This is a genomic window from Allobosea robiniae, from assembly GCF_900102525.1.
GTDB lineage: Bacteria > Pseudomonadota > Alphaproteobacteria > Rhizobiales > Beijerinckiaceae > Allobosea > Allobosea robiniae.
Genome location: NZ_FNBZ01000005.1, coordinates 190107 through 215633, shown reverse-complemented (window position 1 = coordinate 215633; position 25527 = coordinate 190107). Strand labels below are relative to the sequence as shown.

Annotated in this window: 22 protein-coding genes, 2 tRNA genes and 1 pseudogene; 9 read left to right on the top strand and 16 right to left on the bottom strand. The window is 65.4% G+C overall.

The window, feature by feature from the left end:
- Window positions 1–33: 33 nt before the first annotated feature.
- The 4 genes from BLQ70_RS25395 to BLQ70_RS15470 form a co-directional block, all read right to left on the bottom strand.
- Window positions 34–243 (bottom strand): hypothetical protein, encoded by a 210-nt coding sequence (locus tag BLQ70_RS25395; RefSeq protein WP_139163563.1) that lies wholly within the window; start codon window positions 241–243, stop codon window positions 34–36.
- A 198-nt stretch (window positions 244–441) separates the two neighbouring features.
- Window positions 442–1818 (bottom strand): aspartate aminotransferase family protein, encoded by a 1377-nt coding sequence (locus BLQ70_RS15480; RefSeq protein ID WP_061968668.1) that lies wholly within the window; start codon window positions 1816–1818, stop codon window positions 442–444.
- A 156-nt stretch (window positions 1819–1974) separates the two neighbouring features.
- On the bottom strand, window positions 1975–3438 hold the full coding sequence (locus tag BLQ70_RS15475) for an amidase (RefSeq protein ID WP_091858251.1): 1464 nt from the start codon (window positions 3436–3438) through the stop codon (window positions 1975–1977).
- Window positions 3439–3444: 6 nt separating this feature from the next.
- Complete coding sequence (locus BLQ70_RS15470; RefSeq protein ID WP_061968665.1) at window positions 3445–3909, bottom strand: MarR family winged helix-turn-helix transcriptional regulator; 465 nt, start codon at window positions 3907–3909, stop codon at window positions 3445–3447.
- Window positions 3910–4043: 134 nt separating this feature from the next.
- Here BLQ70_RS15470 and BLQ70_RS15465 point away from each other — a divergent pair, with 134 nt between their 5' ends.
- Window positions 4044–5672: a long-chain-fatty-acid--CoA ligase gene (locus BLQ70_RS15465; RefSeq protein WP_091858248.1), complete on the top strand. Its 1629-nt coding sequence runs from the start codon at window positions 4044–4046 to the stop codon at window positions 5670–5672.
- A 93-nt stretch (window positions 5673–5765) separates the two neighbouring features.
- Here the strand turns inward: BLQ70_RS15465 and BLQ70_RS15460 are convergent, their stop codons facing one another.
- Window positions 5766–8267: a methyl-accepting chemotaxis protein gene (locus BLQ70_RS15460; RefSeq protein ID WP_170843431.1), complete on the bottom strand. Its 2502-nt coding sequence runs from the start codon at window positions 8265–8267 to the stop codon at window positions 5766–5768.
- 158 nt (window positions 8268–8425) lie between these two features.
- Here BLQ70_RS15460 and BLQ70_RS15455 point away from each other — a divergent pair, with 158 nt between their 5' ends.
- Entirely contained in the window at window positions 8426–9202 is a 777-nt protein-coding gene (locus tag BLQ70_RS15455) for a DUF1499 domain-containing protein (RefSeq protein WP_091858242.1), read from the top strand.
- Between the two features lie 55 nt (window positions 9203–9257).
- Here BLQ70_RS15455 and BLQ70_RS15450 read toward each other — a convergent pair whose 3' ends face one another.
- Window positions 9258–10172 (bottom strand): MBL fold metallo-hydrolase, encoded by a 915-nt coding sequence (locus tag BLQ70_RS15450; protein WP_091858240.1) that lies wholly within the window; start codon window positions 10170–10172, stop codon window positions 9258–9260.
- A gap of 14 nt (window positions 10173–10186) precedes the next feature.
- Window positions 10187–10321: a hypothetical protein gene (locus BLQ70_RS26140; protein WP_280140814.1), complete on the bottom strand. Its 135-nt coding sequence runs from the start codon at window positions 10319–10321 to the stop codon at window positions 10187–10189.
- A gap of 406 nt (window positions 10322–10727) precedes the next feature.
- Between BLQ70_RS26140 and BLQ70_RS15445 the strand changes: the two genes are divergently transcribed.
- Entirely contained in the window at window positions 10728–10967 is a 240-nt protein-coding gene (locus tag BLQ70_RS15445; protein WP_091858237.1) for a hypothetical protein, read from the top strand.
- A gap of 151 nt (window positions 10968–11118) precedes the next feature.
- Here BLQ70_RS15445 and BLQ70_RS25390 read toward each other — a convergent pair whose 3' ends face one another.
- The 5 genes from BLQ70_RS25390 to BLQ70_RS15425 form a co-directional block, all read right to left on the bottom strand.
- Window positions 11119–11340, bottom strand: a complete 222-nt coding sequence (locus BLQ70_RS25390) for a hypothetical protein (protein ID WP_139163562.1) — start codon at window positions 11338–11340, stop codon at window positions 11119–11121.
- Window positions 11341–11344: 4 nt separating this feature from the next.
- Window positions 11345–12175 carry a class I SAM-dependent methyltransferase gene (locus BLQ70_RS15440; RefSeq protein WP_091858234.1) on the bottom strand — a complete coding sequence of 277 codons (831 nt, stop codon included), beginning with the start codon at window positions 12173–12175 and terminating at the stop codon, window positions 11345–11347.
- Between the two features lie 280 nt (window positions 12176–12455).
- The gene (locus BLQ70_RS25385) at window positions 12456–13676 is read right to left on the bottom strand and encodes a transglutaminase-like domain-containing protein (protein WP_139163561.1); all 1221 of its coding nucleotides are present in this window, start codon (window positions 13674–13676) and stop codon (window positions 12456–12458) included.
- Between the two features lie 1325 nt (window positions 13677–15001).
- A complete protein-coding gene (locus BLQ70_RS15430; RefSeq protein WP_091858217.1) occupies window positions 15002–15196 on the bottom strand; it encodes a hypothetical protein in 195 nt (64 codons plus the stop codon).
- A 78-nt stretch (window positions 15197–15274) separates the two neighbouring features.
- A tRNA-Pro gene (locus tag BLQ70_RS15425) sits at window positions 15275–15351 on the bottom strand.
- A 148-nt stretch (window positions 15352–15499) separates the two neighbouring features.
- On the opposite strand from BLQ70_RS15425, the gene BLQ70_RS15420 reads away from it, so the two are divergent.
- A tRNA-Gln gene (locus tag BLQ70_RS15420) sits at window positions 15500–15574 on the top strand.
- 13 nt (window positions 15575–15587) lie between these two features.
- On the opposite strand, the gene BLQ70_RS25995 is transcribed toward BLQ70_RS15420, so the two are convergent.
- The 3 genes and pseudogenes from BLQ70_RS25995 to BLQ70_RS15410 all read right to left on the bottom strand — a co-directional run bounded on the left by BLQ70_RS25995 (window position 15588) and on the right by BLQ70_RS15410 (window position 18662).
- Entirely contained in the window at window positions 15588–16277 is a 690-nt protein-coding gene (locus tag BLQ70_RS25995) for an MlrC C-terminal domain-containing protein (protein ID WP_244512042.1), read from the bottom strand.
- A pseudogene (locus tag BLQ70_RS25990) lies at window positions 16254–17034 on the bottom strand (M81 family metallopeptidase); the annotation flags it as partial. The gene BLQ70_RS25995 and the pseudogene BLQ70_RS25990, both read right to left, overlap by 24 nt.
- 47 nt (window positions 17035–17081) lie before the next feature.
- Entirely contained in the window at window positions 17082–18662 is a 1581-nt protein-coding gene (locus BLQ70_RS15410) for an ABC transporter substrate-binding protein (RefSeq protein ID WP_091858214.1), read from the bottom strand.
- A 340-nt stretch (window positions 18663–19002) separates the two neighbouring features.
- Between BLQ70_RS15410 and BLQ70_RS15405 the strand changes: the two genes are divergently transcribed.
- Window positions 19003–19308 carry a hypothetical protein gene (locus BLQ70_RS15405; RefSeq protein WP_091858211.1) on the top strand — a complete coding sequence of 102 codons (306 nt, stop codon included), beginning with the start codon at window positions 19003–19005 and terminating at the stop codon, window positions 19306–19308.
- A gap of 66 nt (window positions 19309–19374) precedes the next feature.
- On the opposite strand, the gene BLQ70_RS15400 is transcribed toward BLQ70_RS15405, so the two are convergent.
- A complete protein-coding gene (locus BLQ70_RS15400) occupies window positions 19375–20310 on the bottom strand; it encodes a hydrogen peroxide-inducible genes activator (protein WP_091858209.1) in 936 nt (311 codons plus the stop codon).
- Window positions 20311–20494: 184 nt separating this feature from the next.
- Here BLQ70_RS15400 and katG point away from each other — a divergent pair, with 184 nt between their 5' ends.
- From katG to BLQ70_RS15380, 4 genes are all read left to right on the top strand, one after another.
- Window positions 20495–22669: a catalase/peroxidase HPI gene (gene katG / locus BLQ70_RS15395; protein ID WP_091858205.1), complete on the top strand. Its 2175-nt coding sequence runs from the start codon at window positions 20495–20497 to the stop codon at window positions 22667–22669.
- A gap of 144 nt (window positions 22670–22813) precedes the next feature.
- Window positions 22814–23335, top strand: coding sequence for an RNA polymerase sigma factor (locus BLQ70_RS15390; protein ID WP_091858202.1), 522 nt, complete (start codon window positions 22814–22816; stop codon window positions 23333–23335).
- Window positions 23332–24117, top strand: coding sequence for a hypothetical protein (locus BLQ70_RS15385; RefSeq protein ID WP_091858199.1), 786 nt, complete (start codon window positions 23332–23334; stop codon window positions 24115–24117). The genes BLQ70_RS15390 and BLQ70_RS15385 overlap by 4 nt, the downstream gene beginning before the upstream one ends.
- Window positions 24118–24198: 81 nt before the next feature.
- Window positions 24199–25518: a sulfite oxidase gene (locus BLQ70_RS15380; RefSeq protein WP_091858195.1), complete on the top strand. Its 1320-nt coding sequence runs from the start codon at window positions 24199–24201 to the stop codon at window positions 25516–25518.
- The last annotated feature ends 9 nt before the right edge of the window (window positions 25519–25527 follow it).

The window sequence follows — 25527 nt, the reverse complement described above, 5'->3', positions numbered from 1 at the left end:
ACCGGCCAAGTCATGGGTCTCGAAGGGGAGGTTTCAGTCGTGGAAACCGTGGCGGAGAACGCCGGGCAAATCGGCCTTGCGTGCTTCGCCGTGCTGTTTCAACGCAGGTACGGCCTGTCGGGTTCCCGCGGCGACCGCCCGAATTGCGATCGGGCGGAAGCGGGAGGCATAGGTCGCCCGCGCCGTGGCGTCATGGAAACCCTTGCGGGCCGGTGTCGGGGCGTGCGTGTCGCGTTGAAACATGGCTCCTGACTCAACTGATGACCTCATGCCGGCGGCTCGCGCCGGCCGGTCTTGCCTGTCTGACGGCGGATCGGGACGGCGCCGGGGCGCCTCTGTGATCTGTTCGTGGCGTTTTCGGGCTGATCCGCCACATTGCTGAACATGAAAAAGGCCGGGCGTCACCGCCCGGCCTTCCGTCGTTTCAGCGCTGAACGGCTGTCAGGCCAGCAGGCCTTCCGCCTTGGCCCAGTTCAGGGTCTTGTCGAGGGCGCGCTCGCAGCGATTGAACATTTCCTCGATCTCGGCCTCGTTGATCACGAGCGGCGGGCAGAAGGCGAGGCGATCACCCATGGCGCGGGTGATGAAGCCCTCCTCCAGCGCATAGGCGACGGCCTTGGCGCCGACGCCCTTCTTGCCTTCGAACGAAGCCTTGGTCTGCTTGTCCTTGACCAGCTCGGCGCCGCCGATCAGGCCGACGCCCTTGGCCTCGCCGACGAGCGGATGCTCGTTCAGCTTGTTCAGACGGCGCAGGAAGGTCGGCGAGACCTTCTCGACATGCTCGACGATTCTGTCGCGCTGGTAGATCTCCAGCGTCTTGACCGCGACGGCACAGCCGACCGGATGGCCGGCATAGGTGTTGCCGTGGCCGAAGGTACCGATCTTGCGGCTCTGATCGACGAGCACGTCATAGATCTTGTCGTTCATCATCACGGCGCTGAGCGGGAAATAGGCCGAGGTGATCTGCTTGGCGAGCGAGATCGAATCGGCGTTCATGCCGTAGGTTTCGGTGCCGAACATCTTGCCGGTGCGGCCGAAGCCGGTGATGACCTCGTCCGAGATGAACAGCACGTCGTACTTGGCGAGCACGGCGTTGATCTTCTCGAAATAGCCCTCCGGCGGGATGATCGCGCCGCCGGCGCCCATCACCGGCTCGGCGATGAAGGCGGCGACCGTGTCCGGCCCCTCGCGCAGGATCATCTCTTCCAGCTCGGCGGCGAGGCGCGACGAGAAGTCCTGCTCGCTCTCGCCGGGCTCGGCGAAGCGGTAGTGATGCGGGCAGGAGGTGTGCAGGATGCCCGGCAGCGGCAGGTCGAAATCGATATGGTTGTTCGGCAGGCCGGTCAGCGAGGCCGAGGCGACGGTGACGCCGTGATAGCCCTTCAGCCGCGAGATGATCTTCTTCTTCTGCGGCCGGCCGAGCGCGTTGTTCAGATACCAGACGATCTTGACCTGTGTGTCGTTGGCATCGGAGCCCGAGGCGCCGTAGAACACCTTGGAGATCGGAACCGGGGCGATCTCCTTGAGCTTTTCGGCGAGCTCGATCGCCGGGTCATGGCTGCGTCCACCGAAGATATGGGTGAAGGGCAGCTTCTTCATCTGCTCATAGGCGGTCTCGACCAGTTCCTGGTTGGAATAGCCGAGCGAGGTGCACCAGAGCCCCGCCATGCCCTCGATATATTCCTTGCCAGTGGAGTCGTAGACATAGATGCCCTTGCCGCTCTCCAGGATCAGCGGGCCCGTCTGCCGATGCGTGGCGAGGTTGGTATAGGGATGGACGAGGGTCTCGATATCCCTGACGGCGACATTCGACAGCATGATGGGCTCCCGGTTCTGTTTAATATTCTTGCCAACATACGCTGATATGGTTGCAAATGTTGAGCGAATTTGACGCAGGGGACAGTAGACTCTGCCGCGGGGCGGGGGAAACGGAAAGGCCTCGCTTCAGGCGTGTGCAACCGCCCTCCGAGCGGTTCAGTTTGCGAGCGGCGGCGGCGTGAACCGCCCGCCCAGTTCTTCCAGCATCGCCCCGACGGCAATGGCAGTGCGATCCTCGCCGAAGGGCGCGATGATCTGGACGCCGAGCGGCAGGCCCTCGCGCGACCGCATGACCGGGGCCGACAGGGCCGGCAGGTCCGCCCCGGTGGCAAGCGCGGCCCAGAGCAGGAAGTCGAGATAGGGCCGCGGCTCGCCGTTCACGATCAGGCGGCGGGCATGGATGTCGGGGCCGTGATCATGCGGGATCGCGGCGACGGGGGCCGGCGGGCAGAGCACCACGTCGTAGCGCGAAAAGAAGCTGGCCCATTGCCGCTTCTGGGCGAGGCGGCGCTGGCTGACCTGCTGGTAGAGGCCGGGCGTCATCCGGGCGCCGCGGGCCTGCAGGGCCTGGTGCGACAGGTCGTTCGGGCTGAAGCGTGCGGCCTGCGCCTGGATGCGGGCGCGCACCTTCGGCGGCAGGCCATAGGCGACGACGGCATGGTTCAGCAGCGCATAGATCTCGAACGCGTCCGCGAAGCGGATCGAGGGCCGCGCCGTCTCGTCGACGATGGCGCCGGCCTCGGCCAGGCGGCGCGCTGCCTCGCGCACGGCATCCGCGACCTCGCGGTCGACCGGCGCGAAGGGATCGTCGGCCCAGAGCGCGACGCGCAGGCCCTTTGCGTCGGTCCGGCGCGGCTGAGGCAGTGCGGGCGCGGGCAGGGCCGTATCGCGTGGCCCGGCGATCACCGGCAGGATCAGGTCGAGATCCTCGGTGGCGCGGGTGATCGGGCCGGCGACCATCAGATCGACATTGCGCAGGGTGCGGCGCTCCGGCGGTGGCGGGATCGCACCCCAGGTCGAGACCAGCCCCCAGCTCGTCTTGAGACCGAAGACGCCGCAGGCATGGGCCGGCCAGCGGATCGAGCTGCCGAGATCGGAGCCGAGCTCGAAGGCGCTCATCCCGGTCGCGACCGCGACCGCCGCCCCGCCTGACGATCCGCCCGGCGAGCGCGTCTCGTCCCAGGGGTTGTTGGTGACGCCATGGGCCGGGTTGTAGCTCTGGAAATCGCCGGAAAAGACCGGGACGTTCGTCTTGCCGATAATCACAACACCGGCGGCCCGCAGCCTTGCGACCGCGGCGGCATCTTCGGTCGGCACGCGCTCGCGATAGGCCGGCAACCCGCCGGAGGAGGGCAGGCCGGCGACGTCGAATGCATCCTTGATCGTGATCGGTAGCCCTTCGAGTGGGCGAGCCGTACCGCTGGCGATGCGCTCATCCGAGGCTTTCGCCATCGCGCGAGCGGCCACGCGATCCTGCGTCACGATCGCGTTGAGGCGCGGGTTCAGCGCATCGATGCGGGCGAATGTCGCTTCGAGAAGATCGGTGGCGCTGAAGCGGCGGGCGAGCAGGGCCTCACGCAAGCGCGTTGCGGATGCGGTCAGGTCGATGCCATCAGCCATGGCCGCTCACTCGGCGTCGACGGCGCGGGCGAAATCGCGCCAGAGCAGCACCAGCCGGTCGAGCTCGACGAGATCGTCCGTTTCCAGCTTGCCGAGCGTGTTCGCGACGAAATCGCGCTGGGCGGCGATGCCGGCTTCGGCGAGCCGGCGGCCTTCCGGCGTCAGGTGCATGGCATAGGAGCGCCGGTCGCCGGCGATGGCGCGCCGCTCGACCAGCCCGGCCTGCACCAGCCTGTCGACCAGCCCGGAGACATTGCCCTTGGTGACGTAGAGCCGCTCGGCCAGTTCGCTCTGGCTGATGCCCTCCTGCTCGGTCAGGGTCGAGAGAAGGTCGAATTGCGGGATCGAGAGGCCGAGCGCGCGAATACGGGCCGTCATCTGCATGAGCATGCGCTGATGCAGCCGCATGAAGCGGAACCAGACCCGGTCCGGTTCCGTCGCGGCCTGCTGCACGATCTTCGGTGCGGTCATGGCGTTTCCCCCCGCTCTTGAAGGATCAGGCCTAAACCATCTGGCGGGCGCAGGCGAGCCTCCGATGGGATGACTTCCCTTTCGCGGGAGCGCGCCGCTATCCTCCGGGCAAACGGATTTGGGAGGATAAGCGCATGCTCGGCCTGATGCAGGACTGGCCCCTTCTGCTCCACCGCATCATCGACCACGCCGCCATCCAGCACGGCACCCGCGAGGTGATCAGCCGCGCCGTCGAGGATGGCTCCTTGAGGCGGCGCAGCTATGCCGAGATCCGCAGCCGCGCGTTGAGCGTGGCGAAGCGCCTGCAGCGACAGGGCATCACGCTGGGCGACCGCGTCGCGACGCTGGCCTGGAACAGCGACCGCCATCTCGAGCTCTGGTATGGCATCAGCGGCATCGGCGCGATCACGCACACGGTCAATCCGCGGCTGTTCCCGGAGCAGATCGCCTGGATCGTCAACCACGCCGAGGACCGTCTGCTCTTCCTCGACCTGACCTTCGTGCCGATGGTCGAGGCGATCCAGGACAAGCTGCCGACGATCGAGCGCTATGTCGTGCTGACCGATGCCGCGCATATGCCGCAGACCAGCCTGAGGGGCGCTGTCGCCTATGAGGATTGGCTGGCCGAGGTCGACGACGATTTCGCCTGGGGCCGCTTCGACGAGAACATGGCGTCGGGGTTGTGCTACACCTCGGGCACGACCGGCGGGCCGAAGGGCGTGCTCTATTCGCATCGCTCGAACGTGCTGCATGCGATGACCTGGGCGACGCCGGATTATCTCAACCTGTCGTCGCGTGATTCGGTGATGCCTGTCGTGCCGCTGTTCCACGCCAACAGCTGGTCTCTGGCCTATTCCGCGCCGATGACCGGCGCCAAGCTGGTGATGCCCGGCGCGAAGCTCGACGGCCCTTCGCTCCATGCCCTGCTGGAGGGCGAGGGCGTGACCATGACGGCGGCGGTGCCGACCGTCTGGCTCGGCCTGCTGCAGCATCTGGAGGCGACGGAGGGCAAGCTCTCGACGCTGAAGCGCGTCGTCATCGGCGGCTCGGCCTGCCCGCGCGCGATGACCGAGACCTTCGAGCGGAAATACGGCGTCACCGTCGCCCATGCCTGGGGCATGACCGAGATGAGCCCGCTCGGTTCCTTCTGCTCGGTGAAACCCGTCTACGAGCATCTGGAGGGCGATGCGCTCTACGATCTCAAGGTCAAGCAGGGGCATCCCGGCTTCACGGTGGAATTCCGCCTGACCGACGATGCGGGGCGGGATCTCCCCTGGGACGGCAAGACGTTCGGCCGGCTCAAGATGCGCGGGCCCGCCGTGGCGAAAGCCTATTATCGGCGCGAGGACGAACCGACCCTCGACGAAGAGGGCTTCTTCGACACCGGCGATGTCGGCACGATCGACCCTGCCGGCTACATGCAGATCACCGACCGCTCGAAGGACGTGATCAAGTCCGGCGGCGAATGGATCTCCTCGATCGACCTCGAAAACCTCGCCATCGCTCATCCCGATGTGGTGGAAGCGGCGGTGATCGGCGTCGCCCATCCGAAATGGGACGAGCGGCCGCTGCTGGTGATCGTACCGAAGCCCGGCCGCACGCCAGGCAAGGACGAGATGCTCGCCTTCATGACCGGCAAGATCGCGAAATGGTGGCTGCCGGACGATGTCGTGCTGGTCGAGGCGATCCCCCACACGGCGACCGGCAAGATCCAGAAGACGGCGCTGCGCGAGATGTTCAGGGATTACCGGCTGCCGGGGTGACGTGCGGCCAGCGCCGCATTCCTGAAACGCCAACGGCGCCCGTTGAGGGCGCCGTTCGTGTCGTGTTCGAGGATGTTCGAAGGCTTGGTGGCCTCAGAACTCCTCCCATCCGGAATCGTTGGCCCGGCCGCCATTGGCGACCTTGCGGGGGGCGGGGGCACGTGACTGGACGAAGGCGGCCTCCGCCAGCTGCCGCAGCCGTTCCGGCTCGCCGGAGGCGGCGGGAGCCGGCCTGGCGGCCCGCATCGGCGCCTTCGCGCGGGCCGGCGTGGCCGGTTGCGCGTAAGCCGTCTGGCTGGTGGGCTCGCGCCCGGTGCGGAAGGTCGCGACCAGTCCATTGAGCTGCTCGATCCGGCCCGATAGCGCGTTGGCCGAGGCCGCGCTCTGTTCGGAGAGAGCCGCGTTCTGCTGGGTCATCTCGTCGAGATGCGCCACCGCCTGGCTCATCTCGTCGATGCCGTTGGCCTGCTCGCCCGACGCCGCCGAGATGTCGGCGATCGTCGCCGCCACCTTCTGCGAGGCCGCCAGGATGCGGCTGAGCTGGTCGCCGGCCTGCCGCACCAGCTTGACGCCCTCGCCGACCTCGACATTGGACGAGGAGATCAGGCCGGAGATGTCCTTGGCCGCCTCGCTCGAACGCTGCGCCAGGGTCCGCACCTCCGAGGCGACGACGGCGAAGCCCTTGCCGGCATCGCCGGCACGCGCTGCCTCGACCGCGGCGTTGAGCGCCAGCAGGTTGGTCTGGAAGGCGATGTCGTCGATCACCCGGATGATGTCGGAGATCTTCTGCGAGGCGCTCTCGATCCTGGCCATGGCGTCGACTGCCTGTCCGGCAATAGTGCCGCCGCTCTCGGCTGCCTGCATCGCCTCGTCGGCGATCCGGGCTGCATCCTTCGAGGCCTGGGCCGAGGCCTTGACCGAGGCCGCGAGCTCCTCGGTCGTGGCGGCGGTCTCTTCCAGCGAGGAGGCCTGCTCCTCGGTGCGCTTCGACAGATCGTCGGCGCCCATGTTGATCTCGCGCGCGGCGAGCCCGACATCGGCCGAGGTCGTCTGGATCGTCGCGACCGTGTCCGAGAGGCGGTCGACCGTCTCGTTGATCGCGCCCTTCAGGTCGGCGAAGCGGCCGCGATAGGCCGTCTCGACCCGGTTGGTCAGGTCCCCGCCCGCGATCGCAGACAGCGCCCCGGCGAACTCCGTCGTCGCCCCGTCAACAACCGCGTTGATCTCGTTGATGCCCTCGACGAGTTCCTTGAGCGGGCCTTCCATGCCCCCGACCTGCGCCTTGCCGGAGAAATTGCCGTCACGGGCATCGGCAACGATGTTGGCGACTTCGCCGAGCAGCTTCTGGACATGGGCAGCCTGCTCGGCATCGGCGAGCATCGCGAGTTCGCGGTCGCGCCGGTTCTGCTCGAGGGCAAGCGCGTTCTCACGGTAGATTTCGAGGGCGCCGCTCAGCGAACCGATTTCGTCCGGCGAGGGGGCAGCCGGGATGGCCTGGGCGAAATTGCCCGTCTGCATCTCGTCCAGCGCAGATTTCAGCGAGACCAGCGGCCGCGCCACCCGGCGCTGCACACCGCGCCAGCTCAGGACGCAGATCGCGAGCAGCACGGCCAGCAACGAGCCGACGATGGCGAGCCTCGTCCAGGCAGCGTTGAGCTCCTTCTCCGTCCGCGTGACCATGTCGTCGAGCGACTGGGTGACGGCGGAGACGATCGCGGTGAACGGCGCGTTGCACTGCTTCGTCCATTCCTCCGCCGCGATGACGGGGCCGGAACCCTGCCCGAGCTTGCCGATCAGGTCGTCCATCCTGCGGTTCGAGGCTTCGACCTCGGCCGACATGACGCCGATCTTCCGGACGAGCTCGCTGCCGACGCCAGGCCGCGAGGCGAGTTGCTTCAGCGTCTCGCCGGCGGCGTTGGAGATGCCGCGCAATTCGCCGAGCTTGCGGATCTGCGCCGTCTCGAGCGCCTTGCCCGAGCCGAAGGCCGGGCGCAGCACCGAGCATTGCGTGCCGTAGTTCGAGCGGACATCCCAGCCGGCCGACTTGAAGCTCTGCAGGTCTGCCAGGATCGGGTCGGCGAGGCGGGCGGCATTGGAGGTCTCGTCGGAAGCCTTGACGATCGCGCCTTCGATCGAGCCGACGCCGTTATACCAGGGCATGGTGGCGGCGAGGCTGCGCTGCGCCTTCGGCTTCGCCGCCTCGGCATAGAGATCGGCCATCCTGGCGTCGGTGAGCTTCTGCTGCTGCTGGATGCCGGCGATCAGCTCCTTGCGGCTCGGCAGGTCGGTTTCGTCGAGCTGCGTGATTGCTTCGGCAATGCGGCTGCGATTGCTCTCCTCGATCTGCTTCAGCACCGGGGCGGGATCGTCGGCGACCTGGATGCTGGTCTGGGCCTGTCCGCGCGCGGTGCGGATCGCGTTGCCGGTGAGCAGCAGGGCCTTGTCGGCATCGACCAGCTCGGCCAGCCGCATGTTGCTGCGCACGTCGACGATGGATTGTTGCGCCATGTAGGCCAGCGCACCGATGCCCGGGACGCACAGGCACGCCATGGTGGCGACGAGATAGTTCTGGATCGAAGAGGGGAAGAATTTCACGGCGGGACTCGAGCGAGACATGCGGCGGTAAGGCGGTGGCGGAGGCCGAGAGGCAGCAGCGAAACCTCTTCCTGCCCACTTATTGCCGATTTGATTAAGATTGCGCTTCACGCGCTCGCCGGCTTGCGTTCCGGGTTCGCCACGGGCACGAAAGGGCCATGCACCGCCGTCTCGTCTTCGAGGAACCGGTTTCGCGCGCCGCTGTCTGGAGCAGGCGACTGGCCTGGTTTGCGTTCGCGGTGCTGCTTTTGTCGCTGCTGCTGGTCCGTTTGCGGGAGCCGAGCATCGAGGGGCTCGCCCCGGTCGCCGGCGCCTATGTTCTCGTGCTCGCGGCGCTCGGTCTTGCCATCCTCGCCTTCATCCGCATCTGGCATTCCGGCCATCGCGGCGCCGGTATGGCTGCCGGTGCGCTGCTGCTCTCGCTCCTCCTGCTCGCACCGGCAGGCTTTATCGTGCTCAGGCTCGTGACCAGGCCGGCTCTTGCCGATGTCTCGACCGATATCGACGATCCCCCCGCCTTCAGCCGTTCGCAGGCCGCGTTGACGGCGCGTTCCGGCCGGGTCCCGCCCGACGTGCCGGCGCTGCAGCGGCGCTTGCAGCGTCAGGCCTATCCCAAGGCGGTGCCGATCCTGCTCGAACTGCCGGCGGAGGCCGCCTTCGATCTCGCCAGGCGAGCGGCGTTGGGGCTGGGCTGGCAGGTGCTGGAGACCGCGCGGCCGGGCGGGCGCAGCGGCGCAGGGCGGGTCGAGGCGGTGGCCCGCGGCCGCATCCTGCATTTCTCCGAGGACATCGCCATCCGCATCAGGCCGCGTGTCGACGGCAGCCGGATCGACATCCGCTCGGCCTCGCGCCTCGGCAGCCATGATCTCGGCGCGAATGCGGCGCGTGTCGCGGCCTTCACCGACGAGATCGAATTGCTGATGGAGAGCCGCTAGAGCGGCCGGAAAAGTGGAACGCGGTTTCCGAAAAAAGCCGATGCTCCAGGCGGCTTCAGGCGAGCCTGTAGCGGCTGGCGAGGGCTGGAATCGCGTCGCTGGACTGGACGGCGCCGCGCAGCACGAGATCCTCGATCTGGGCCAGCACGGAAAGCGCCGCGGCGCCGTGCAGGGCCGGAGCCAGGCCCTGATAGATCACCGGCACCATCGCGGCGATGGTGTCGTCGCCGGCGCCGAGCCGGTTCAGGATCGCGGCCTCGCGCTGGCGGCGGTGTTGGACCAGTCCGCGCAGAAACCGCTGCGGCTCGGTGACCGGGCCGCCATGGCCCGGCCAGTAGCGGGCGTGCTCCAGCCCGCGCAGTTTTTCGATCGAGGCCATGTAGGCGGCCATCGAGCCGTCGGGCGGGGCAACCACCGTGGTCGACCAGGCCATGACATGGTCGCCGGAGAACAGCGTCTCCTCTTCGGCGAGCGTGAAGGCGAGATGGTTGGCGGTGTGGCCGGGCGTCTCGACGGCGGCGAGGCTCCAGCCGGGCCCGGAGACGGCGTCGCCGTCGGCCATCGCCCAGTCCGGCAGGAAATCGGTATCGGCGGCGGCATCGAGCACGCGGCCTTCGCCCGGTCCGAGCTCCCGCGACGGCTGATGCGGCCCGCAGCCGACCACCGTCGCGCCGGTCGCCGCCTTCAGCGCGGGCACCGCGGGCGAGTGATCGCGATGGGTATGGGTGACGACGATATGACTGACCGTCTCGCCTTGGACCGCCGCCAGGAGGCGCTCGATATGGCCCGCATCGTCGGGGCCGGGATCGATGATCGCCACCGTGCCGCGGCCGACGATATAGGAGCAGGTGCCCGTGAAGGTCATCGGTCCGCCATTGCCGGCGATGATCCGGCGGACCAGCGGCGACAGGGTGGCGACCGTGCCGGCCGCCGTCGGCGCGCTTCTGTCGAACTCGATCTCGTCAGCCATCTGTCCCGCTGGCCCTAACTCGTCGACTTGCCGCCGCAGCTCTTGGTGTCGGACGATCCGAACAGCGGGCCGAAATTGCCGCACTTGTCGCAGCCGGACAGAAACACGGCCAATCCGAGGATGCCGGCAAGGAGGGTAATGCGCTTCATGGACCCGACCGTTCGATTCGATGAGGCGGCAGTCTAGTGGCTGTGGGTGTTGGACGACAGGGGCAATTCGGTGGGAAAGCGCGCACTCAAAGGCTGAGATCGGCAAGCCAGCCCAGGATGCAGATCGCCGACAGGGCGATCAGGGCAAGGGTGGCCTTGGCGTCGGGCGGGCAGTCGCGCAGCATGGTCGTCTCCGTTTCGGAGCCGACGCAATAGTCGTGCCGTTTGACAGATGGGTGACGGTTCCGGCGATGAATTCGACGCGCCGGAGATTTCCGAGGCACGCCTGACGGAATGGGCCGATCGCGCTTCATCCCGCGGCAGAAGAAGGAGCCGGCGGCTCCGAAGAACGAGGCCGAGACGGCACCCGGCAACAAGGGCGACGCGAAGAAGAAGGGCGAATGATATGCCCATCACCAAGGCCGCGCAGAAGCGCAGCTACGCCAATTTCGAGGGCTTCAAGGAGAAGTTCTCCGGTGTTTCGGCCGTGCCGGCAAATACCGTGCTGCCGGCCATCTCCGGCACCGCGACGCTCGGCGAAACGCTGACGGTGGCCAATGGCACAGGCACCGTCCCATCGCAGTATGTGCCTTTCGACATCGTCACGTCGAGCGGGCTAACTCTGGCAAATGGCGCTGATATGTAGATGCGGATTTCAGCGATCGGCGCAGTCTCAGGGGCCGCCGTAAACAATGCAAACTCGTGCATTTGGACGGCGGTGTATGGCTGCACGTCTGGGACGGTTCAGGGCAACTGGGCCAATTCGGGCGTGTATCGACCAACGGGGTGGGCGCGACCTAGTTTGGTTCTTCGGTCGCACCTGCTGCGGCAGCGCGATCCAAGTCTATCCGTCCTTGAACGGTGGCAACAAGCCGATATTTGATCTTTGACTGGAGCGCTGCTTTTGGGTCGATGCCCGCATTGCTCTCCGAATTGACGAAAGTGACGGCGAAGTGATCCAGAAGATCGGCGGCTACGCGATCTGCCCAAACCGCAAGATTTTCTTCTTTGGTCGGCATTGTTCTACTTTGTGGCGGTTGCATATAGATCAAGGCCCAGAAAGCGGGGCCATACACTGCCGATCATATCGGCTCTCTTACTCGTTTTAAACGGGCTCGCATCGTCCCAGTTCTCGACGCGGGAAGAGAACTTCGTAAAGCCGCGGCAGAGATGGGCTAGGGAGCGGCGGCTGATGAAATCGGTGTGAGGGGCGGCGTCCCCGGCGGAATTTTTATCGTAGGACGCGCGTTCCGCTGCGCGCATGCCGAACACCGGGCCGCGATAACCAAACGTCTCGGCCTTCAGATACCGCAGTGTTTCGGATCGCGCCTGCTGAAATCGGCGCAGGGAGTAGGCGTAGTAAACCATGAAGATCAGCCTCCCGCCTGGGCGCAGAACGCGGAGGCACTCGTTGATTGCGCCTTGGAGGTCGCCGGTGTGATGCAGGCAGCCAATCGCGACCACGTAATCGAAAGTTGCGTCACGGAAGGGGGCATGGAGAATGCTTCCCTGCCTTGCCCCAGGCTCTCGGCCAATCTGGTTCGCGCGGTCATTGCACATCGCGACAGGGCCGGCAGCAATGTCCAGCCCCGAGTATTGCGCTCCTGACAACATGATCTTTTGTGAAACGGTGCCGTAGCCGAGCCCGACTTCGAGGACATCCTTTCCTGCCATCGATCCGAAGGGGATGTGGCCGAGAAGATATGGATAGTAATCCATATACCAGTCATCGAATTTCTTCAGAGAACTGGGCGTGCTGTCCGTCACGCCCAACACGCTCGCCAAATGCGATCCACATAGATCGTCCCAGAATGACGAATTGGCCTGATCGACATCTGTCTGGGAATTCGACATTTAACACTCTCTGTGGGGCTGGCGCATCTGCGCTCGCCTTCTTCCAAAAATCAAGCCTATGCCCCAAGGGCCAAAGCGCCTTTCGCTCGATGATAAAATTGCTGCTTTGGTTGAGCCGGTTGGTGACTGCGGGCCGACGCTTGGCGCCGCGAACAAAGCGATCTGAATTCGCGGCGTTCAGGAACTGGCGATGCGCTCGACGGCCGGTCGCGGACATGAGGCTCGTGAGTTGTCAAAACGAGTCGGCCAAAGCCTCCGTCAACGCCCGAAAGCGGCGCTGTCATGAGCCTTGTTCGACCTTCCAAGTGATCGACTTCATTACAACGAAGGCGACGTCGTTTTCAGTCTTGATATAGAGCCTATCGGGAGCGCGAGTTCGGAAGGAGACCAGTTTCACGTCTTTGTCGAACTTTCGGCACTGGGCATCGACGCATACCCACGCAGGCTTATCGCCGGTGATAGAAGCGCCGGACACCTCGATGGTCAGGTCGATCGGCTTTGTCTTTTCTTCCGGGTCGAGATCGTACTCCAGGCCGGTGAATGGGCGACCCGCAACGTTGTCTCCAACATAATTTGGGATGTTGTTGAAGTTCTCCGCCCCGCTATTGCCGGTCAGATCGATGCCGACCGTCCCAGCTTCGCCCCTGACGATGTCGGGTTTGTTGCTAAGATAATTGAAGCGATCAACGTTCAAAAACGTTTCATAAAGACTATACGGCATCAGCGCCGTATTAAATGACACGTTTTTGCGAATTTTCTCGTCATTTATTATGTCGTCAGTTGCCGCTAGGGCGAAGGGTGCCTTGCCGATAGTGTCTTCGGTCCAATAAGCGCCGTATGTCGTATCGATCAGACGCCATTTTCCGTCGATCATCGCTTCAACGTTAATGTGGCTCAGCCTTACGCCTTTATCTTCATAAAAATATTTTACTGTCCTCGCTTCTATAGTTGCCAGTTCGAGGAAGGCTAGTCCGACAGCCGCCTGGTTCCCGCATATGCCATGTCTAACCTGTATGCAGATTTCCGCATCGCTTCCTGGCTGCTTAAAGCCGGGAGCCCCGCGTAGGTAGAATACGTGCAGAGCCGTGCTCGACAGGATTGGTGTCGTGTTCGCGACCAAAACGGCGTAGACAGAGCGAAAGCACGAGGATTTTGGCGCATTGATCGCGTCCTCGGGCCTGATCTGTCGAGGCGTGCCGACTTCGGCGGCTGTAGGCTTGCACGACCTCGTAAAGCCGACGTTCCGCCAGACACCGAGTGCGCTTTGATATAGCAGGCAGGCTTCATACTTGAGACTGCCTACGCCGGGGCACGTCGGGTCACCGCCCTCGATCAGCTTTGCGACAAGCTCGGGCAAAGGTAGTTCGGGTGGTTCCGGTTGGCTCTGAACCTGCGGCGGGGGCTGTTCTGCAGGCTTATGCGTGAGGCGGTAAGCAGCACCAAACGCCACGGAAATAACGACCGGAACTACGGCCACAGCCGCCCAAATGCGCGTGATCATAATCACCCCAGTCGTTGATCTGGGAGGAAATAGTCTAGTTCTAAATTTCAGCAAATAGCGCCGCGGCAACACCCGTCATCCAAATAGGGCAGCCAAGCCTCACCGCCCCTGACCCGCCCTGAACGGCGGGCGGCTTTTACATCTATATCAGCGCGATTATGAGTGCTCCGGCGAGATTGATCGCGCTCAGCAGCCATTGCGGCACCGTCTCGATCGCGGCGTCGAAGTCTGTGTCTTCGTCGCCCAGGCCACGCCTCTCAGCGTAATCACTATCGGAAGCGCAAAGCTAATCGTCAGAGAGATGGTTACTGGAGGCGGCGACGCCGACGCGGAGACGGCGGTCTTTGCGGAACCGATCGCGCTTATGCAGCGTTACGGTGGTGTGACACCTCGGACCTTCACTCGGCCCCGTTAGCTCCCGCTGGCGGGGTTTTTTCGTTCCATCGACTGCGCTAGGGGCATTGCCTCCAGTTTGCGCAGAGAGGTTCCATAAAGAAGCTGCAGTGCTTTGCGCCATCCTGTACGATTTGGCCGTTCAGGCAGACGAATATCCAGCACCCGTTTCCAAGGCAGTTGGACCTGCAATGGGCGCCTTCCGCCAGGCCGCCACATGCGAGGCGGCGGTCTACTGTCGACATCGGAATTGGCGCTTTACTGCGGTAGACGGCGTCTGCCGCTAGGCGTCAAGGTTCGCCCGCATGAGCGGTGCAGTTGAAGAACAAGAGTGCAAGAGCTAAAGCGCCTCGCATTTATTTGCCTCCCCGCATTGTTGCCTTCAAGGATTTTGCTTCTTAATTCCCTTAGGCCAATATTTGTCTAGGTGCCGGGATTTTTTGTTTCAGGTGACCCACGTGTAGAGTTTGAACGCTGCCATGCAGAGCATGGCAACCCATACCGCCTGCATCGCGAGCGCAAACAGAATGAGCGAGACTCGCAGGGTCTTGCTGGCAGCTCGCGCGCCCAGCTTCGGTCTCAGTTTGGTTCTTAGGCGCTTCAATTCGGGGCATCCGACATGCTGTTTGGCATCTCGGGTCAAATTTTGAGCCGCCAGATCCTCAAAGGGGTCCTAGCGTCATTGCCTGATTAATGCTTTCCTAACGTCATTCGATGCGCCGGTGGGTATGATGATTCTCGCGATCTTCTGGCTTACCGGACTGTGCGTATTCCTGGACCTAGCCCAGCGCGCGCCGACGTTGGATTAGGGCGGCGCCGCATCTTGCCCGAGCTCTCGCTTCACGCAGGGTGGCTACAGATCACTGCCCGGCTCGCGCGGGGCCGGGCCTTTTCGTCTCAACGCGGCCAATGCGGCCTGTTGATGAACTCCGTCAATTGCAGCCGAAGGCGGCATCGAGAGCGAAGCAGTTCCAGATCACCCGCCCGTCGATCCGCTTCGGCTTCGGCTTTCCGCCATCTGCCACGAGCTGGTCGAACTTGGATGTGCCGACGCTGATGTAGCGGGCTGCTTCCTCCCGCGACATGCCCCGTGGAGGGTAGGCGAGGGGATCAGGTCGGATTGGCATGACTGGGATTTCTGTCGGGAAAAGAAAAAGGCCCCGAAGGGCCATTGTCTCAACTGCTTGAAATATCTCGGGAAATTTTGGTCGGAGTGGCAGGATTTGAACCTGCGACCCCCTCGTCCCGAACGAGGTGCTCTACCAGGCTGAGCCACACTCCGATCCGCTGGTGGCCGGCTTATAGCCAGCGCGCGGCTCCTGTGCAACAGGCTCTTTGCAGGTTGTGGAGGAATTCTTCCGGCAAGGCGCGGGGCGAGGTCGCTTGGCGGTTGCGCGCTGCGCCGCCGCGTTCTAGAAGGCGCCGCATATTGGGGCGTCGCCAAGTGGTAAGGCAGCGGTTTTTGGTACCGCCATTCGGAGGTTCGAATCCTCCCGCCCCAGCCAGCGGCCCGACGCGTCAGCCTCCCGCTGCAAAGCTCGGGCTGCCATAGGGATAGTAGTCCGCCAGCGTGAGATGCTTGTAGGCGAGTGCGTCGAGATGCACCGTGCCCATGAAGGGCTCGGGCGGCTCGACCAGGAGGATGGTGGGCGCAAAGCCGCTATCGTCGAAGCCCCGGCGGAAATGGACGCGCGACTTGATCGCGATCACATCGAAATCCCGGGGTTCGAGCCCGAGCTGCCAGAGTTCCGCAGGCTCGACGATCTGGACGAGATAGGGGCTGAGCACCAGTACATTGCCCTTGCCGAATTCGACGCAGATCCAGTCCTTGCCATGGCCGCGCGCAGTCGTTGCCGGGCCCACGGATCGTAGCGTGCCGGAGATGCGGACGGGCGCACCGGCCGATTCGTCGAAGAGGCCGCCGATCTCCGCATCGAAGGCGTCGCCCGGCTTCGCGCCGGACTCGATCACGGAGCGAACCGCCTCGGGTGAGGCGATCGTGGCGATCAGGGTGCGCTCCAGCTTTTGCGCCACGATCTCCTGAAGGAGCCAGGTGGCGTAGCCTGAGCGATCGCTGTAGTCGGCGAGCACGACGGGGCCCTTGCCGCCGGCGACAGCCTCGCGGGCCAGAGCGACAGCCTCCTTCGCCTTGTAGATCTTGACGGTATCCAGCAGCGCCTGGCGCCGGCGCCAGATCCAATCCGCCATGTCGCGCATGACGCGCTCGGCGAGGTCGGGGTCGTTGTTTGTCAGCACCTGCAGCGACATGCCGGCATCGGGGACGTCGGACCAGGGAAAGCCGAAGAACACGTTGACGAAGACATCGGGCTCGCGCGCCTCCCAGATCAGTGCACGCTGGATGAGATCGGACCAGGGCGAGGCGCCGGTCCACATCACCACCGTCGGCGCGATGATCGGGATGCGCAGGGTCCGATGCACCGGCTTGAAGCTGCCGCGGATCGCCCGGACCAGCATGCGTGCCGCGCGCTCGCCTTGCAGATGCATGTCGTAATGCGGGAAGTATTTCACGCAGAACGCCATGTCGGCCTGCGCAAGGAAGGCCTCGTCCTCGTTGCCGTGCGGATCGAAGGTCGCGGTGATGAAGGCCTTGTCGCCGACCACCTCGCGGACGCGCCGGGCGATATCGGCTTCCGGCTTCGGCACCCCACGCACCGTGGAGCGCGAGATATACGCCGTCGAATTGCGGCTGCGCCTTCAGCTCCGCGATCATGATGCCCATGAAATGCTCGTAGGCATCCTCGGTCACCCAGCCCGAGCCCGTTCCGGTCCGCGGCCAGAGCGGCGAGGTGATGCCGATCAGCTCGACATCCTCGAACTCGCGGGCAACCTGCACGAAGCCGCCCATGTAGCCTTTGGGATCGGTGGCAAGCAGGTCCTCGCCGGAAGCCGGGGATCCCGGATAGATGAAATCCTCCCGCGTTGTGTCGTTGGGAAGGAACGTCACCGTCTCATGAGCGAACTGGAGAACGGCGATCCGAAGCTTGGAATGTGTCACAGCGGCCTGACGTCGTAGAACTGGGCGAAACCGATACGCATGCCGGTGATCCCGCGATAGGCCGTCTTTTCGTAGTAGGCGCCGAGCGGGATATAGGGCACGTCGATGAAGAATTGCTTCTGGATCTCGGCACAGATCGCCTTCTGGGCCGCGACATCCTTGGCCGCGAACCAGTCGAGCCTGAGCTCTTCGAGGCGCGGCGATGTAGGCCAGCCGAACCAGGCCTTGTCGCCATTGCCGCGGATGCCGAGCTGGCTGGCGGGATCGAAATTATTCGTGCCGTTCAGATAGGTGAGGAAGATGCTCCAGCCACCCTTGTCGACCGGCTGCCGGCTGGCGCGGCGCTGGACGACCGTGCCCCAGTCGGTCGAGACCAGCTCGACGTTCATGCCGGATTTCTGCAGGGCATCGGCCGCCACGGCCGCGAGCGCATGGGTCGAGGGGTAGTCGGTCGGATCGAGCAGCACGACGCGCTCGCCCTTGTAGCCGGCCTCCGCCAGGGCGCGTTTGACGGCGGCGAAATCGCGCTTGCCGACCAGCCTCTCGGTCCCGGCCGTCGTCGCCATTGGCGTGTCCGGGCTGAAGACGCCGACATGATCCTTCCAGAGCGAGCGCTCATCCCCGGCAACCGCCGTCATGCACTCGCTCTGGTCGATGGCGCCGAGCAGCGCCCGCCGGATCGCCGGATTGTCGAAGGGCGGGTGCAGTGCGTTGAAGCGCAGGCAGCCGATGCCGCCGGCCGGGTCAAGCCCCTCCAGCTTGAGGCCCGGTTTGCCTTTCAGCGCAGCCTGAAGATCGGGCGTCGGGTTCTGCCACCAGTCGATCTCGCCGTTGCTGAGCGCATTCGCGGCCGTTTGCGGATCGGGGATGATGTGCCATTCGATCCGCTCGAAATGCGCGTGCTTCGGGCCCGCGGTGAAGGTGGCGGAGCCATCGGCGCGCGGAACATAATCGGCAAACCGCTCATAGACGGTCAGCGCACCCGGGACGCGCTCATCGGCCCTGAAGCGGAACGGCCCGCTGCCGATCATCTCGGTGACCTGCTTGTTGGGGTCGGTGACGGCGAAGCGCTCGGGCATGATGCAGGGCATCGAGGTCCCCGTCTTGCCGAGCGCCGCCGGCAGCAGCGGGAAAGGCCGCTTGAGCCGGAACTTCACGACGCGATCGGATTCGGCCGAGAGCTCGTCGGTCGCATCCATCAGGGCGCGGCCGAAGGCGTCGCGTGCCGAGAAACGGCGAATGCTCGGCACGACGTCCTGCGCGCGGACCGGTTCGCCGTCATGGAAGCGCAAGCCCTCGCGCAGCGTCAGCCGCCAGAGCTTGCCGTCGTCCTCGACCGTATGACCGGCCACCATCTGCGGCTCGAAACCGTAGGCGGCGTTCTGGCCGTAAAGCGTATCGAAGACGAGGTAGCCGTGATTGCGCGTCACGGTCGCCGTCGTCCAGACCGGGTCGACGATCGCGACGTCCGATTCCGGAATGAATTTCAGCAGTTTCGTCGGCTGCGCGAGAGCCGGCTTTGCAATCGCGGAGACCGCAGCACCCGCAGCGACACCCAGAAATGTCCGACGCTTCATGCCGTGAGCCCTCTGCCGAGGAGATGGAAAGGACGCTTAAGGTTACGTCGCTGCAATCCCAATGCACCGATCCTAGAATGGCCGAATTGGCGGGCGCAAGCGCTTTGCGGACCTGTGTATCGGCCGCGCCATGCACATTGAGCGCATCGCCGCCCTTCCATTCCCAGGCATTGAAACCGTGTCGCACCCTTGCGAAACTTGGCCTTCGAATGGCGTTTCGGAAAGCCGGAGCCTGATAATCGGGCGGCGATCGGTGCGTGATGAACGTAAGCCAACAACGCGGTTCATGAACCGTTGAGGCGTTGGCGCGTTTAATGCGATCGGATCAAGGAGAAAACATATGCGCAAATTCCTCGTACTTGCTGCCCTGGGCCTTGGCGTTTCGCTGGCCGCTCCGGCGATGGCTTCGGAACAGCTGCCCGCGTCGATGGCGCAGCGATTGGACAAGCAGGACGCAGAATACACCTGGTCGGCCGCTGCCGAGCGGCGGCACATGATCATGCGCGAAACCCAGCGGCAACAGCGCTATGGTCGCGGCGGCTACGGCTATGGCCCCCGTCATGGCTATAACCGGGGCTATGGCTATGGTCCGCGCCCGGGATACGGGCCGCGTCCGGGCTATTATCGCCGTCATCCTGGCTGGTAAGCGGCTCTCGCCGACCAAATTCCCGATGATCAGCGGCCCGGAAACGGGCCGCTTTTTTGTTGCCCGTCAGGTTGCTGGCGACGCGAAAGCGGACTTCTCGTCACTGTCCTGCCGCCGCAGGACATCGTGTTCCTGACGGACGATCTCGCCGACCTGCATGAAATGCTCGGCCAGGGGATTTGTCTTGCGCCAGACCAGGCCGATGCTGCGCGCCGGCCGCGGCTCCGCCAGCCGGGCGATGCTGACCTCCACGGCGGATGTTTCTGCGGCTACCGCCATCTCCGGGATCAGCGTCACGCCCATGCCGGCGCCGACCATGCGCACCAGCGTCGCCAGCGAGCTGCCTTCCATCGGGTCCTGCGACAGGCCGGGCGTCATCTTGCAGAAGGCCAGCGCCTGATCGCGGAAGCAATGGCCCTCCTCCAGGAGCAGCAGGCGCATCGCGCGCAGGCTCTCGACGCCCGGCGGCGGCTTGTCCCGGTCGGCCAGCGCGCGCACCAGGACGAACTCCTCCTCGAACAGCGGATGATCCTGGAGCGACGGCTCGGAGACGGGCAGGGCCATCACCGCGACATCGAGGCCGCCGGTGATGAGGTCCTCCGTCAGCTTGCCGGTCACCGCCTCGCGCGGACGCAGATCGACGGCGGGAAATCGCTCCGTCAGGCGCCGGATCACCGCCGGCAGCAGATAGGGCGCGACCGTCGGGATCATGCCGATGCGCAATCGCCCGCCGAGCGACGGGCTCGAAGCCCGGGCCAGATCGGCCAGTTCGTCGACCGAGCGCAGGATCTGCTGCGCCCGCCCGGCAAAGGCCTCGCCGAGGCTGGTCAGCTGGATCTGCCGGCGATCGCGCTCGACCAGCTGCGCGCCGAGCAGCGCCTCCAGATCCTTGACCTGCAGCGACAGTGCCGGCTGGCTGATGGCGCAGGCATCCGCCGCGCGGCCGAAATGGCGGTGCTGCGCCAGGGCCGCAAAATAGCGCAGATGCTTGATCGATATCATTTGAAAAAATTATCGTAGTGATTTGAAAATTCAAGTTCTCATTATGGTCGCTTTTCCCTAGAACCATTCGAATGGAACGGCGCGGCATCTGCGAGGGCGGATGCGGGACGTAGCCGTGTCCCGGCGTGAGGCGGCGATCGCCTTCCGGAAATATCCAATTCAACAGGCTCCGAAGGGGGATGTCATGGACGGTGGTGACGTGAAGACGGCCGGCAAGTGCCCGGTCATGCATGGCGGGATGACCCAGACCGGCGGCTCCGTCACCAGCTGGTGGCCGAACGCGCTGAACCTCGACATCCTCCACCAGCAGGACAGCAAGACCAACCCGCTGGGCAAGGACTTCAACTACCGCGAGGAGCTGAAGAAGCTCGACGTCGCGGCGCTGAAGAACGACCTGCGCGCGCTGATGACCGACAGCCAGGACTGGTGGCCGGCCGACTGGGGCAGCTATGTCGGCACCATGGCGCGCATGAGCTGGCATGCCGCCGGCACCTACCGCATCTCCGACGGCCGCGGCGGCGCCGGCACCGGCAATCAGCGTTTCGCTCCGCTGAACTCCTGGCCGGACAACGCCAACACCGACAAGCCGCGCCGCCTGCTCTGGCCGATCAAGAAGAAATACGGCAACCGCGTCAGCTGGGCCGACCTGATCGCGCTCGCCGGCACGATCGCCTATGAGGTCGCCGGCCTGAAGACCTTCGGCTTCGCCTTCGGCCGCGAGGACATCTGGCACCCCGAGAAGGATATCTACTGGGGTGAGGAGAAGGAGTGGCTGGCGCCGAGCGACAACCGCTATGGCGATCTCGCCAATGCCAAGACGCTGGCGAACCCGCTCGCCGCCGTCCAGATGGGCCTGATCTACGTCAATCCGGAAGGCGTGAACGGCAAGCCCGACCCGCTCAAGACCGCCGCGATGATGCGCGAGACCTTCGCGCGCATGGCAATGAACGACGAGGAGACGGTGGCGCTGACCGCCGGTGGCCACACCATCGGCAAGAGCCATGGCAATGGCGATGCGGCCAATCTCAGCCCGGCGCCGGAAAGCGGCTCGCTCGAGGATCAGGGCCTCGGCTGGATGAACCGCAAGGGGCGCGGCATTGGTCGCGACCAGGTCGTCAGCGGCATCGAGGGCGCCTGGACCACCCATCCGACGCGCTGGGACAACGGCTTCTTCGAGATGCTGCTCGGCCATGACTGGGAGCTGCGCAAGTCGCCGGCCGGCGCCTGGCAGTACGAGCCGGTCTCGATCGCCGACAAGGACAAGCCTGTCGACGTGGAGGATGCTGCCATCCGCCACAACCCGATGATGACCGATGCTGACATGGCCTTGAAGGTCGACCCCGCCTACCGGGCGATCTCGGAGCGCTTCCTCAACGATTTCGAGGCGTTCTCGGATGCCTTTGCCCGCGCCTGGTTCAAGCTGACCCATCGCGATCTCGGCCCGGCCTCGCGTTATTTCGGCCCGGACGTCCCGAGCGAGGAGCTGATCTGGCAGGATCCGGTCCCGGCCGGCCGCGTCGGCTACGATGTCGCCGCCGTCAAGGCGAAGATCGCTGAAAGCGGCCTCTCGACCGCCGATCTGGTCTCGACCGCCTGGGACAGCGCCCGCACCTTCCGCGGCTCGGACAAGCGCGGCGGCAGCAATGGCGCCCGTATCCGCCTCGCCCCGCAGAAGGACTGGGCCGGCAACGAGCCGGCGCGCCTCGCCAAGGTTCTGGCTGTCCTGGAGCCGATCGCGGCCGCTGCCGGTGCGAGCGTCGCCGACATCATCGTGCTCGCCGGCAATGTCGGGGTCGAGAAGGCGGCGAAGGCTGCCGGCTTCGACGTGACCGTGCCCTTCGCGCCGGGCCGTGGCGATGCCAGCGACGCGCAGACCGATATGGCCTCCTTCGCCGTCTTGGAGCCGCTCGCCGACGGCTTCCGCAACTGGCAGAAGGAAGCCTATGTCGTCACCGGCGAGGAGATGCTGCTCGACCGCGCCCAGCTGCTGGGCCTGACGGCGGCTGAGATGACGGTGCTGCTCGGCGGCATGCGGGTGCTTGGCACCAACCATGGCGGCACGAAGTATGGCGTGTTCACCGACCGGGTCGGCGCGCTGACCAGCGACTTCTTCGTCAACCTCACCGACATGGCCTACGCCTGGGTGCCGACGGCGAACGGGCTCTACGAGATCCGCGACCGCAAGACCGGCGCGGTGAAGTGGACCGCCAGCCGCGTCGATCTGGTCTTCGGCTCGAACTCGGTGCTGCGCGCCTATGCCGAGGTCTATGCCCAGGACGACAATGCCCGGAAATTCGTCGACGACTTCGTCGCGGCCTGGGCCAAGGTGATGAACGCCGACCGCGCCGATCTGGCCTGAGACGATCGAGCGCGAGCATTGCACGGACATCAGCCCCGCCGGCCCAGCCGGCGGGGCTTTCTGTCGGTATCGCTCCCATGGCGAGGCTTGGAGCCGCCTCATGGCCGGGTTAGACAGGCGAATCCGCTGCGGAGGGCTTCGTCCTTGCGTATCATCATCGAGCACGCGCTGCGCCAGAACTGGGAGCGCCTGTTCTCCTATGCGCTGCGCCTGAGCGGCAATCGCGACGGCGCGGCCGATCTCCTGCAATCCTGCGCGACCAAGGCACTCGCCGCTTCACCGCCGGAAGACGGGGAACGTATCCGCGCCTGGCTCTTCGCGATCCTGCGCAATATCTGGATCGACGAGCATCGCCGCAGCGCGGTCAATGCCGCGGCAGCCGAGGAGGCGCTGGAAGACGAGCAATGGCGCCGCGACGACCGGATGATCGCGGTCATCACCGTCCGGCAGGCGCTCGAACGTCTCGACCAGCCTTATCGCGAGGTCATCGAACTGGTCGATCTCGCCGGCTTCCGCTATGGCGAGGCGGCGGATATCCTGGGCGTGCCCGTGGGAACCGTGATGAGCCGCCTCAGCCGGGCGCGGCTTTTGCTTCTGAATGCGATCGAGGGCGGCACTGTCCGCCCCTTCGCCGCGCGGCAGCGCAAACGAGCCAACGACACGTGACCGATAGCGAACGCCTCTCCTGGACCATGCTCAACGCCTATGTCGACGGCGAGCTGGAGCCCGATCAAGCCGCCAAGGTCGCGGCGGCACTCGCTGATGATCGCGCGGCTGCCGCTCAGGTCGCGACGCTGACGCGGCTGCGGGCAGCGGTGAAAGCCGCATCGCCGATGCCCGCGCCACCGCCTTTCGCGCTGCCGCGAGCCCGTTCGCGGGCGATGCGCTGGGCGCCTTGGGCCGCCGCGGCCTGTCTTGCTCTGTTGATCGGTGCGGCTTCGCTCGGCATCGGCCAGCGGCAGTCGGGCGCCTCGTCCCTCTCCGCCGCGATCGCCGCCCATCAGCTCTGGCTGGCGCAGTCTCCGACAGGCACGGCGCCCCGCCTGGGCGTCGAGCTCGCTGGTGCCGAAGCCGGGGCTCTGCCGGACCTGTCGCTCGCCTCGCTGCGTCTCGTACATCTCTCGCTCGACCCTGCCGGGCGTGGCGGGGGCGGCATGCTCGCCGGCTATGTCGGTCCGAATGGCTGCCGCGTCGGTCTCTGGATTGCGCCGGTCGAGGCGGCGCTGCCACAGCAGCCGGCCGTGCAGGATCGCGATGGCCTCTTGGTTCGTGCATGGCGGGGGGAGCGCGCGAGCTATGCCTTGCTCGGGCGCGGCATCGACCCCGCCCGCCTCGACGGCATCGCCGCGCTGGTCGCAAGGATCACGCGCGACGAGCCCGGCGTCCCGCGCGAGCAGGTCGCGGCGCTGGCCGAGGCCCGCAGTGTGGGGCCGGCCTGCCTCGGCTGAAAAAAGATTCTCTTAGGTTGGAATAAATCGAAGAGCTGATGCGTCGTCTCCAGTGAGGAATATGTCCTCGGGAGAAACGCCATGCTCAACGAAGCAGACCTGCGCGATGGCGCAGCCGCTACCGATGCCGTGCCTGCTGCCGGCGCCCTTGATACCCCCCGTACATCGCGACGTCTTCTGCTCGGCGGCAGCATCGCCGCTCTGGGTCTGGCTGCCGGCGGCCTGCCCCGCCTGTCCATGATCTCGCCTGCTGCCGCGCAGGGCGCTGCCCCCGCCGCCGCGCCGCCCAAGGGGCCGCAGCCCTTCGACTATCCCGGCAAGGACAAGGGCCTGACCCTGCTCGGCGACCGCCCCCTCGTTGCCGAGACGCCCGCGAACCTGCTCGACGACGACACCACGCCGATCGCGAAATTCTTCGTCCGCAATAACGGTCAGATCCCGGAGCCGATCAAGGATGTCGACGGCTGGCAGCTCAAGATCGAGGGCGAGGTCGACAAGCCGCTGACGCTGACGGTCAAGGAGCTGAAATCCCGCTTCAAGGCGCATACCTTCCGCATGGTGCTGGAATGCGGCGGCAACGGCCGCTCCTTCTACACGCCGGCGGCGCGCGGTAACCAGTGGACCAATGGCGGCGCGGGCTGCGCCGAATGGACCGGCGTGCGCCTTGCCGACGTGCTGAAGGCGGCCGGCCTCAAGGCCTCCGCCAAGTTCACCGGCCACTACGGCGCCGATCCGCATCTCTCCGGCGACACCACCAAGGACGCGGTCTCGCGCGGCATGCCGATCGAGAAGGCGCTGGAGCCGCATTGCCTGATCGTCTGGGCGATGAATGGCGAGCCGCTGCCGCATATCCATGGCGGCCCGCTGCGCCTCGTGGTGCCGGGCTGGCCGGCCTCGCTCTCGTCGAAATGGCTGAACCGCATCCTCGTCCGTGCGACGCCGCATGACGGGCAGGGCATGGGCGGCACCTCCTACCGCGTCCCGACGGTCCCGATCGTCCCCGGCTCGAATGTCGACGGCAAGACCAACTTCGCCGACCTGACCTCGATGCCGGTGCGCTCGATCATCACCGCGCCCGCCAACGGCGCGCGCCTGCCGGCGGCGACGCGCGAGGTCGCCCTGCGCGGTGCGGCCTGGGCCGGCGACCACGAGGTCGCGAAGGTCGAGGTCTCCTTCGATGCCGGCCAGCGCTGGCACGCCATGACCCTCGCCAAGCCGAAGAACCGCTATGACTGGGTACGCTGGACCGGGAAGGTCAAGCTGCCGAGCGACGGCTATTTCGAGCTTTGGGCCCGCGCGACCGATTCCCGCGGCGTCGCCCAGCCGCATGTCGCGACCAACTGGAACCCGCAGGGCTACGGCTCCAACCCGCTGCATCGCATCGCGGTCCTGGTGGGCTGACGATGGTAT